Raw genomic sequence first — 8,674 nt, 5'->3', positions numbered from 1 at the left:
AGTAGCGGGGCGTAGCCGCGCGTATCGAAACCGACCCCGCTGGTTGAGTAGCGGGGCGTAGCCGCGCGTATCGAAACCGACCCCGCTGGTTTCGATACGCGGCTGCGCCGCTACTCAACCGGCGGTGGGGTGGGTTTCGATACGCGGCTGCGCCGGTACTCAACCGGCGGTGGGGTGGGTTTCGATACGCGGCTGCGCCGCTACTCAACCGGCGGCGGGGTGGGTTTGAATACGCGGCTGCGCCGCTCCTCAACCGGCGTGCACGTCGGCTTGAATCACCGGTAGCGTAGACGAATGGCTGAGAGCGCAGAAGTGACCGACGTTGCCGACACAGAGACCGCGAAGGAGCACACTCCCGAGCGCGAGATCCTCGGCTGGCTCGAGTTCGGTGAGGCGTCGCGCGTGCTGGCGACCAGCGTGCTCGAGAGCGGCTTCGTGCCCGACTTCGTGATCGCGATCGCGCGCGGTGGGCTGCTGCCGGCCGGCGCGCTCGCCTACGCCACCGGCACCAAGAGCTGCGGAAGCCTGAACGTGGAGTTCTACAGCGACATCGAGACGACGCTGCCCGAGCCGATCATCCTGCCCCCCATGCTCGACAACACGGCCCTCATCGGCAAGAACATCCTGCTCGTCGACGACGTCGCCGACTCGGGCCGCACGCTCGCGCTGGTCGTCGACCTGCTCACCAAGATCGGCGTCATCGTGAAGACGGCGACGCTGTACTCCAAACCGCGCTCGGTCATCGAACCCGACTTCTTCTGGCGCAAGACCGACCGGTGGATCGTCTTTCCGTGGTCGGCACTGCCGCCGGTCACCATCTGAGCCGCGGGGCCTGGCATGGGTATCCATCTGGTGGGCGGGGGCTGGCCGCTCGTCGACGACGGCGCGGTGTACCGCGAGTTCCTCTCCGAGGCGGCCGAGCGGGCGCTGCAAGATGCCCGGCTGACCGGCCCGCGCATCGCGCTCGTGCTCGTGCGTGACGGCGACGCCGCCGAGAAGTACGCCGAGGTGACGGCCGCATTCGACCTCCTCACTGAATTCGAGCCCGTCGCCGTGCTCTCGCCGGAGGGGTCGCCCATCGATCCGGCCGTGTTCGACGGGGTGCACGGCATCCTGGTCTGGGGCGGACTCACACCGGCCTACCGCGACAGCCTCGCCCCGGCCTTCGGCGCCATCAGGAACGCGGTCGCGGCAGGCATACCGTACCTCGGCTTCTCGGCCGGCGCGGCTCTCGCGGCCGAGAACGCGCTGCTGGGCGGCTGGAAGATCGGCGACGTCGAGGTGTCACCGCAGGAGGCGTCTGAAGACCTCGATGAGATCACCGTCGGTGAGGGCATCGCGCTGATCGACCTCGCGGTCGACGTGCACGCCGCGCAGTGGGGAACGCTGTCGCGGCTCGTGGCGGCCACCGAGGCGGGGCTCACCGACAGCGGCGTGGCCATCGACGAGCACACCGCCCTGATCGTCGGCGACGGCCCGCTGCGCGTGGTGGGCCGCGGCAGCGTGTGGACCGTCACGCTCGGCGACGATGGCGCCGTTCGGGTCGCCACCCTGGGCGAGGCAGACGACGAATGACCGGCGCGCACGGGCTGTCGTTCGGCCAGGCGGCGGTACGCGGCGGTGACGACGTCGGCGCAGAGATGACGCGGAGGGGCGGCGATGACGTGGGAGGTGCTCCCAGGACGCTGGCTGCGGTGATGCTGGCTGCGATGATGCTGGCTGCGATGACGCTGGCTGCGAGGGCGGGGCTGCGATGACATCGGCCAAGTCGTTGGCCGAGCTGGCCGCCGACGGGCAGATCGACCCGGGCTGGGCCGAGGCCCTGCAGCCTGTGGCGGGCGACATCGCGCGCATGGGCGAGTTCCTGCGCGGCGAGGTGGCCGCCGGGCGCGGCTACCTGCCGGCGGGACCGAACGTGCTGCGTGCCTTCCGCTACCCGCTGGCCGACGTTCGCGTGCTCATCGTGGGGCAAGACCCCTACCCGACCCCCGGGCATCCGATCGGCCTGTCGTTCGCCGTCGAACGGCACGTGCGGCCGGTGCCGCGCAGCCTGCAGAACATCTACCGCGAACTGCACACCGACCTCGGGGTGACCGCGCCGCCGCACGGCGACCTCACGGCCTGGTCGCAGCACGGCGTCATTCTGCTGAACAGAGTGCTGACGGTTCGACCGGGTGAGGCCGGCTCGCACCGCGGCAAGGGCTGGGAGCCGGTCACCGAGCTGGCCATCAAGACGCTCGCGGCACGGGGCACCCCGCTGGTGGCGATTCTCTGGGGCCGGGATGCGGCGAACCTCAAGCCGTGGCTCGCCGGCGTGCCCGTGATCGAGTCGGCGCACCCCAGCCCGCTCTCGGCGAGCCGCGGATTCTTCGGCTCGAAACCGTTCAGTCGCGCCAACGACGCGCTGCTCGCGCAGGGCAGCGCTGCCATCGACTGGGCGCTCCCCGACGCCGCCGTCGAACCCCTGCCGCCCGCCGTCGGCAGCGGTTAGGATCGGCACATGCTCGAAGAGGAATACCAGCCGCGGCGAACGCTGCCCCCCGGCCTGCGCCCGGCGTCACCGCCGATCGAGACCTTCGAGTACCGTATTCGCGACGCCACCCTCGAAGACATGCCGCACGTGCGCGAGCTGTACAACCACTACGTGGCGAACACGGTCGTGACGCTCGACGAAGACGCCATGACGCTGAAGGAGTGGCGCGACAAGTTCGCCTGGGTGTCGAAACTGAACATGCCGTTTCTGATCGCCGTGTCGCCCACCGACCAGCTCATGGGCTTCGCGTACGTGTCGCCGTGGAAGCAGAAGGCCGCCTACCGCCGCACCGTCGAAGACTCGATCTACCTCGGCCCGGCGGCCACGGGCAAAGGGCTCGGCAAGGCGCTGATGAAAGAGCTGCTCGCCCGCAGCAAGGCCGCGGGCATCAAGGAGGTTCTCGCCGTGATCGTCGACAAGGGCGCCGAGGGCTCGATCCGCCTGCATGAGGGCTTCGGGTTCAAAGAGGTCGGGCGGCTCGGCAAGGTCGGGTTCAAGTTCAACCGCTGGCTCGGTACGGTGCTGCTGCAGAAGCACCTCAAGTAGGCCGGGTGGCCGGTGCCGGTGCCGATGGCGCTGCCGGGCATCCGTCTCGCCGGCGGCCCCTGACCTCGACGCTCTCTCGATGCCCCCTCGACGCCCCTCGCTACTCGCCGACGGCCCCGTCGAGCAGTTCGCGAAGCACATCGATGTGGCCGAGGTGGCGCGCGGTCTCTTCGATGAGGTGCTGCATGATCCAGCGCAGGGTGAAGCGGTTGTCGCGGCCGACGCAGACGTCGTCGAGGGTGTGGCTCGCGATGATCTCGTTCGACTCGGCGCACGCCGAGAGGTAGTCGGCGATGATGTCGTCGAGCGCATCGTCGGCGCTCACGCGGAACTCGCCGTCGGGGTCGTCGTCGCTCCACCGGTAGGCGATGTTCTGCTCGCCGGCCATCACCTCGCGGAACCAGCTGCGTTCGACGTCGGCGAGGTGCCTGATCACGCCCGAGACGGTGGTGATTGAGGGCAGCAGGCGCCGCGCGGCGTCGTGGTCGCTCAGGCCACTGGCCTTGTAGACGATCGACTGCCGCTGCAGCGCCAGAAACGACTCGAGGCTCTCGCGTTCGCCGGCCCGGCCGGGCGGGTCGATGCGGGTGTCGGCCGGCAGGGTCCCGGTGCTGACGAGCGTGTTCATGCATCCAGCGTACGCTCGGGGCATGACCCAGTTGCATGAGCTGGCCGCCCTCGAGCAGTGGCGGCTGCTGCAGAAGAACGAGGTCGGCGTTCTCGAACTGACCGATCACTACCTCGGCCGCATCGAGCGGCTGAACCCGGTGCTCGGCGCCTTTCACGAGGTCACCGCAGAACGGGCCCGGCAGCGGGCGCGGTTCGTCGCCGAGAGCGTGCCGCGCACCACGACGCTGTGGGGTCTACCGTTCGCCGACAAAGACCTGGTGCGGCGGGCGGGCGTGCGCACCACCTTCGGATCTCGCCTGTTCGAGAACTTCGTGCCCGAGAAGTCCGACGAGATCGCCGAGGTGCTCGACGAGGCCGGGGGAGTGAGCCTCGGCAAGACGGCCACGCCCGAGTTCGGGCTGCCGAGCCACACCGAGAACCTGGTCGCACCGCCGGCCCGCAACCCGTACGACACCGCTCTCGGCCCCGGCGGCTCGAGCGGCGGTGCCGCGGTCGCCGTGGCTGCGGGCCTGCTGCCGTTCGCCCCGGGCTCCGACGGCGGCGGGTCGATTCGCATTCCGGCTGCGGCGACCGGGCTCGTCGGCCTCAAGCCCACGCGCGGACTCGTGCCGTCGGCCTCGGGCATCGGCACGCTGGCCGGCCTGGCCGTGGGCGGCCCGCTGGCGCGCACGGTGACGGATGCCGCACTTCTGCTCGACGGCATGGTCGCCCCCTCCGGCGGCTCGCCCCGGCACCACTTCACGCTGCGCGCCCCCGAGAATCTCGACGGCCCGTACCTCGGCGCCGCCATCCGCGGCGAAGGACGATTCCAGCTCGGCGTGCTGCTCGACTCGCCTTGGCAGCTCGACTACGAGATCACTCTCGACGCCGAGGTTCTCGAGACGTTCGAGCAGACGGTCGAGGTGCTCTCCGAACTCGGCCACGGCGTCGAATCGCTCTCGTTGCTTCCCGCGCCAGAGTATGGATCGGCGTTCCGCGTCATCTGGCAGGCCGGTGCTGCCCTGCTGCCCGCAGACGACAGCACCGAGCACCTGCTCGAGCCGCTGACCCGCTGGCTGATGCACCGTGGCCGGGCGCTCGACGCAGGCGCTCTCGTCAGTGCCCTGCAGACGCTGTCGGCCTTCGAGCGCTCGGTGATCAGCCAGTTCTCGAGCTTCGACGCCATCGTCACGCCGACGCTCGCGCTGCCGCCGCGCCCGATCGGCTGGTTCGACGCCGACGACGCCGAACTGAACTTCGCCCAGCAGGTGCAGTACACCCCGTTCACGTCGTACGTGAACGTGAGCGGGCTGCCCGCCATCACCCTTCCGGTCGGGGCCACAGAGACCGGCCTGCCGCTCGGCGTGCAGCTCATCGGCCGGCCGAGTGGCGAGGCGACCCTGCTGGCGATCGGCGCACAGCTCGAGCGGCGACTGCGCTGGGATCTCGTGCATCCGCCGGCCTACACCGCGTGACTCGCGCGACGCTGAGAGTTCGTTGAGGTTGGCCGGGGTCGCATTGCGTATTAGGTAAGGCAACCCTATGCTTAAGACAAATGAGCGTCGTACTTGATCCCCGCAGCGTGCAGAGCAACACAATCGGCACGTCGGCCCTCGCGCCGGCCGGTTCTGCGGGCGCAGCGGTCTCCGCTCCCGCCGTGGGCCTGACGGGCCGCGTTCTGCTGGCGGCCGACGCCTCCTCGATGCAGGATGTTCGTGACCTCGTCGTCCACCTCAGCACGCTCCAGTCGCGCACCACCCGCACGCGCGGCCAGGTGTTCATCGAGGTCGCGTCGACAGACGACATCGAATGCCTCGACACCCCCGAACTCATGACGGTCACCTGGCTGGCCCGCGACTGCCGCACCGGCGCCCCCGGCACCAGCGAGGCGTGCCGCCCCGGGGTGGCCCTCGACCGGGCCGTTCGGGCCTGGGTGAGCGAGATGAGCACGGGCGACCCCGAGCTCGACGGTGGCGAGATCACCGCTGTGGTCTTCGGTTTCGACGACGCCCCCGCGGGCTCGGTGCTCAGCGACCTGCGGCTCGACCTCATCTCGCACCTCGGCGTGGCCACTCCCGCCTGATCCGCCTCGCAGCGAGCCGGCACCAGGCTCGACCAGCCTCGTCCGAGCCCCACTCCACCCGGCCCCGCTCGTGGCGGGTCGTGCGTCAGCCGGCCGTCTCGCGCGCCGAGACCGCCCAGAACTTGGTGGCGAACTCGGGGTCGTGCGCCTGCTTCGACGTGCGGCCGTTCGGCTTCAGCTGGTCGAAGAACGTGCCGCTCGGGGCATCCAGTGCCGCCTGCACGTCATCGAGCGACGCCAGCTGCACGAGAGGCACCGCACCCGCCTCGGGGCTCAACCCGATGTGACCCTGGCCGATGGCATTCGACAGCTTCAGCGGCCAGGTGTCGGCACCGAACGAGCTCGCCACGAAACCGGGGTGGAACGAGTACGCCTCAAGCCCCGTGCCCGCCGTGCGCCGCGCCAGCTCCTGGATGAACAGGATGTTCGCCAGCTTCGCCGCGCCGTACGCCGGCCACCCGCCGAACCAGCGCCTGTTGCGCAGGTCGAGGTCGTCGAGCCGGATTCGCCCCAGGTTGTTTGCGCTCGACGCCGTCGAGATCACCCGCACCGGAGCCGTCGCGGCTCCCTCGAGCAGGCGCGGCAGCAGCAGGTTCGTCAGCAGGAAGGGTGCGAGATGGTTGCTCTGGATCGTGCGCTCGTGCCCGTCGACGGTCAGGGCCCGCTTGGCGACGAGGCCGCCGGCGTTGTTCGCCAGCACGTCGATGCGGTCGTAACGGGCCAGCAGGGCATCCGCCAGCTCGCGCACGTCGTCGAGCCGGTCGTAGTCGGCGAGAAACGCCTCACCACCGATCTCGGCGGCGACCGCGCGGGTGCGTTCGGGGTTGCGCCCCACGACCGCCACGGTGGCGCCGTCGGCGGCGAGCGTGCCGGCCGCCGAGCGGCCGATGCCCGAACTCGCGCCCGTGATCACGATGACTGATTGAGCTCTCACCGGTAACCGCCCTTCTCGAGTCCTGCTTCGATTTCAAAACGATTGGTCAGCGGGTCTGACCCCGCAAGATAGTACGCGAGCGGAAACGCCAGGCCGTACCTCTGCCACTGCAGCCGGTGCACCGCCTCGTGTTCGAGCACCCGTGGCCCCGCATTGCTGTCGGTGAGGTAGACCCCGCCGATGCACGACCCGCCGCGCGAGAACGCCCATCTCGGCACACCCGTGCACACGAACAGCCCGTCGACCCGGCGGATGCGGCCGGTGCTCAGCACCGCGCCCCAGACGAGCCCGACCAGCGTGGCGTAGAGATAGCCGGCCCGGGCCAGCGGGGGAGCGAGCAGCACCGCTCTCAGCACCGGCAGCACACCGCGGCGCAGGATGCCCAGCCCGACCCGCGCGGCGGGGGATGCCTCCGCCACCTAGAAACTCGACGAGTCGCGGCCGTAGGTCTCGAGCAACCGCAGCCACACCTCGCTCAGGGTCGGGTAGGAGGGAACCGCGTGCCAGAGCCGGTTCAGCGGAACTTCGCCCACCACCGCGATGGTCGCCGAGTGGATGAGCTCGCCGACGTCTTGGCCGGCGAACGTCACTCCCAGCAGAACCTGCCGCTTCTCATCGACGACGGCCTTCGCCCGGCCCACGTAGCTCTCGCTCGTGACGCTCGCTCCGGCGACCCAGCTGATGTCGTACTCCACCGCGCGAACGTCGTAGCCCGCCTTCTTCGCAGCAGCCTCGGTAAGCCCGACAGAGGCCACCTCGGGGTCGGTGAAGGTCACCTGCGGCACGGCTTCGTGGTCGGCCGTTGCCACGTGGGCGCCCCACGGCTCGAGCGAGAGTCTTGTGCCGCGCGCCCGGGCTGCGATCACGTCGCCGGCGGCGCGGGCCTGGTACTTGCCCTGGTGGGTCAGCAGCGCGCGGTGGTTGACGTCGCCGGTGGCGTAGAGCCACTCGCCGTCGAGGGGCTTGCCCTGGGCATCCAGCACCAGCAGCGTGTCGTCGGTGTCGAGCCACTGGCCGGGCTCGAGCCCGATCGCTTCGAGCCCGAGGTCGCCGGTGCGCGGCGTGCGCCCCACGGCCACGAGAAACTCGTCGACGACCAGCGTGCTCTCGCCCGCCGCGTCGGCGCCCGTGTCGCGGACGGTCAGGGTGATCTCGCCGCCCGCTCCGTCGCGCGACACGGCCGTCACCTCGACGCCGAGACGCACCCGCGCGCCGAGCGCCACGAGGGAGTCGCGCACGAGTTCACCGGCGAAGGGCTCCTGGTTCGACAGCAGCCCCGACCGTGACAGCAGCGTCACCTCCGACCCGAGCGAGGCGTAGGCGGTGGCCATCTCGCAGCCGACCACGCCGCCGCCGAGAATGGCGAGCCGTCGGGGAATGCTCTCGGCCGACGTGGCGTCACGACTGGTCCAGGGTGCGGCGTCGGCGAGGCCCGGCGTGTCGGGCAGCAGTGCTGCAGACCCGGTCGAGACGGTGATCGCGTGCCGGGCGACGAGCCGGGTGACAGTGCCCTGGGCATCCGTCACCTCGAGTTCTTTCACCCCGGTGAAGCGGGCGTGGCCGCGTATGAGCGTAATGCCCGCACCCTTCACCCACTCGACCTGGCTCTCGTCGTTCCAGTCGTTCGTGATCTCGTTGCGGCGCTTCAGCACCGCACGGGCGTCGAGGATGCCCGTGACAGCCTCACGCGCACCCGAGACGTTCTGCGCGGCACGCAGCGCGGCACCGCTGCGCAGCAGGGCCTTCGACGGCATGCAGGCCCAGTACGAGCACTCGCCCCCGACCAGCTCAGCCTCGACGAGGGCGACGCTCAGGCCGCCCTGCACGGCCCGGTCGGCCACGTTCTCGCCCACGGCTCCCGCGCCTATGACGATGGCGTCGAAGGTCTGGGTGGGCGGCGACGGGGCCTGGGAGTGCTGGGAGTCGGCGGTCGGCGCCGGGGTGCTCTGCGTGGCTTCGGACATTGTGA

At 70.3% G+C, this 8,674-nt stretch carries 11 protein-coding genes; 7 read left to right on the top strand and 4 right to left on the bottom strand.

The window, feature by feature from the left end; genetic code table 11:
• Positions 1-294: 294 nt before the first annotated feature.
• The 5 genes from V3W46_RS13625 to V3W46_RS13605 are packed head-to-tail and all read left to right on the top strand — an operon-like array spanning position 295 to position 3,079.
• Positions 295-822 carry a phosphoribosyltransferase gene (locus V3W46_RS13625; RefSeq protein ID WP_331783659.1) on the top strand — a complete coding sequence of 176 codons (528 nt, stop codon included), beginning with the start codon at positions 295-297 and terminating at the stop codon, positions 820-822.
• A 15-nt stretch (positions 823-837) separates the two neighbouring features.
• On the top strand, positions 838-1,575 hold the full coding sequence (locus tag V3W46_RS13620) for a peptidase S51 (RefSeq protein WP_331783658.1): 738 nt from the start codon (positions 838-840) through the stop codon (positions 1,573-1,575).
• Complete coding sequence (locus V3W46_RS13615) at positions 1,572-1,757, top strand: hypothetical protein (protein WP_331783657.1); 186 nt, start codon at positions 1,572-1,574, stop codon at positions 1,755-1,757. The genes V3W46_RS13620 and V3W46_RS13615 overlap by 4 nt, the downstream gene beginning before the upstream one ends.
• Positions 1,754-2,491 (top strand): uracil-DNA glycosylase, encoded by a 738-nt coding sequence (locus V3W46_RS13610; protein ID WP_331783656.1) that lies wholly within the window; start codon positions 1,754-1,756, stop codon positions 2,489-2,491. The genes V3W46_RS13615 and V3W46_RS13610 overlap by 4 nt, the downstream gene beginning before the upstream one ends.
• A gap of 9 nt (positions 2,492-2,500) precedes the next feature.
• Positions 2,501-3,079, top strand: a complete 579-nt coding sequence (locus V3W46_RS13605) for a GNAT family N-acetyltransferase (protein ID WP_331783655.1) — start codon at positions 2,501-2,503, stop codon at positions 3,077-3,079.
• Positions 3,080-3,179: 100 nt separating this feature from the next.
• On the opposite strand, the gene V3W46_RS13600 is transcribed toward V3W46_RS13605, so the two are convergent.
• Positions 3,180-3,707, bottom strand: coding sequence for a DinB family protein (locus tag V3W46_RS13600; protein WP_331783654.1), 528 nt, complete (start codon positions 3,705-3,707; stop codon positions 3,180-3,182).
• 22 nt (positions 3,708-3,729) lie between these two features.
• Between V3W46_RS13600 and V3W46_RS13595 the strand changes: the two genes are divergently transcribed.
• Positions 3,730-5,163, top strand: coding sequence for an amidase (locus tag V3W46_RS13595; RefSeq protein ID WP_331783653.1), 1,434 nt, complete (start codon positions 3,730-3,732; stop codon positions 5,161-5,163).
• Positions 5,164-5,243: 80 nt separating this feature from the next.
• Positions 5,244-5,771 carry an SIP domain-containing protein gene (locus V3W46_RS13590; RefSeq protein ID WP_331783652.1) on the top strand — a complete coding sequence of 176 codons (528 nt, stop codon included), beginning with the start codon at positions 5,244-5,246 and terminating at the stop codon, positions 5,769-5,771.
• Between the two features lie 85 nt (positions 5,772-5,856).
• On the opposite strand, the gene V3W46_RS13585 is transcribed toward V3W46_RS13590, so the two are convergent.
• The 3 genes from V3W46_RS13585 to V3W46_RS13575 are packed head-to-tail and all read right to left on the bottom strand — an operon-like array spanning position 5,857 to position 8,669.
• Positions 5,857-6,705 (bottom strand): SDR family NAD(P)-dependent oxidoreductase, encoded by an 849-nt coding sequence (locus V3W46_RS13585; RefSeq protein WP_331783651.1) that lies wholly within the window; start codon positions 6,703-6,705, stop codon positions 5,857-5,859.
• Positions 6,702-7,085, bottom strand: coding sequence for a Fe-S oxidoreductase (locus tag V3W46_RS13580; protein WP_443069991.1), 384 nt, complete (start codon positions 7,083-7,085; stop codon positions 6,702-6,704). The genes V3W46_RS13585 and V3W46_RS13580 overlap by 4 nt, the downstream gene beginning before the upstream one ends.
• Before the next feature lie 39 nt (positions 7,086-7,124).
• Positions 7,125-8,669, bottom strand: coding sequence for a dihydrolipoyl dehydrogenase family protein (locus V3W46_RS13575; RefSeq protein ID WP_331783650.1), 1,545 nt, complete (start codon positions 8,667-8,669; stop codon positions 7,125-7,127).
• Between the last annotated feature and the right edge of the window lie 5 nt (positions 8,670-8,674).

The sequence above is a fragment of the Subtercola sp. YIM 133946 genome (assembly GCF_036553535.1).
GTDB lineage: Bacteria > Actinomycetota > Actinomycetes > Actinomycetales > Microbacteriaceae > Subtercola.
Note: the sequence above shows the minus strand (reverse complement) of the source record. Positions and strands in the feature narration are given on the sequence as shown.

Coding starts and splice junctions, on each gene's coding strand:
- V3W46_RS13625 (WP_331783659.1), top strand. CDS start 295: ATGGCTGAGAGCGCAGAAGTGACCGACGTTGCCGACACAGAGACCGCG.
- V3W46_RS13620 (WP_331783658.1), top strand. CDS start 838: ATGGGTATCCATCTGGTGGGCGGGGGCTGGCCGCTCGTCGACGACGGC.
- V3W46_RS13615 (WP_331783657.1), top strand. CDS start 1,572: ATGACCGGCGCGCACGGGCTGTCGTTCGGCCAGGCGGCGGTACGCGGC.
- V3W46_RS13610 (WP_331783656.1), top strand. CDS start 1,754: ATGACATCGGCCAAGTCGTTGGCCGAGCTGGCCGCCGACGGGCAGATC.
- V3W46_RS13605 (WP_331783655.1), top strand. CDS start 2,501: ATGCTCGAAGAGGAATACCAGCCGCGGCGAACGCTGCCCCCCGGCCTG.
- V3W46_RS13600 (WP_331783654.1), bottom strand. CDS start 3,707: ATGAACACGCTCGTCAGCACCGGGACCCTGCCGGCCGACACCCGCATC.
- V3W46_RS13595 (WP_331783653.1), top strand. CDS start 3,730: ATGACCCAGTTGCATGAGCTGGCCGCCCTCGAGCAGTGGCGGCTGCTG.
- V3W46_RS13590 (WP_331783652.1), top strand. CDS start 5,244: ATGAGCGTCGTACTTGATCCCCGCAGCGTGCAGAGCAACACAATCGGC.
- V3W46_RS13575 (WP_331783650.1), bottom strand. CDS start 8,669: ATGTCCGAAGCCACGCAGAGCACCCCGGCGCCGACCGCCGACTCCCAG.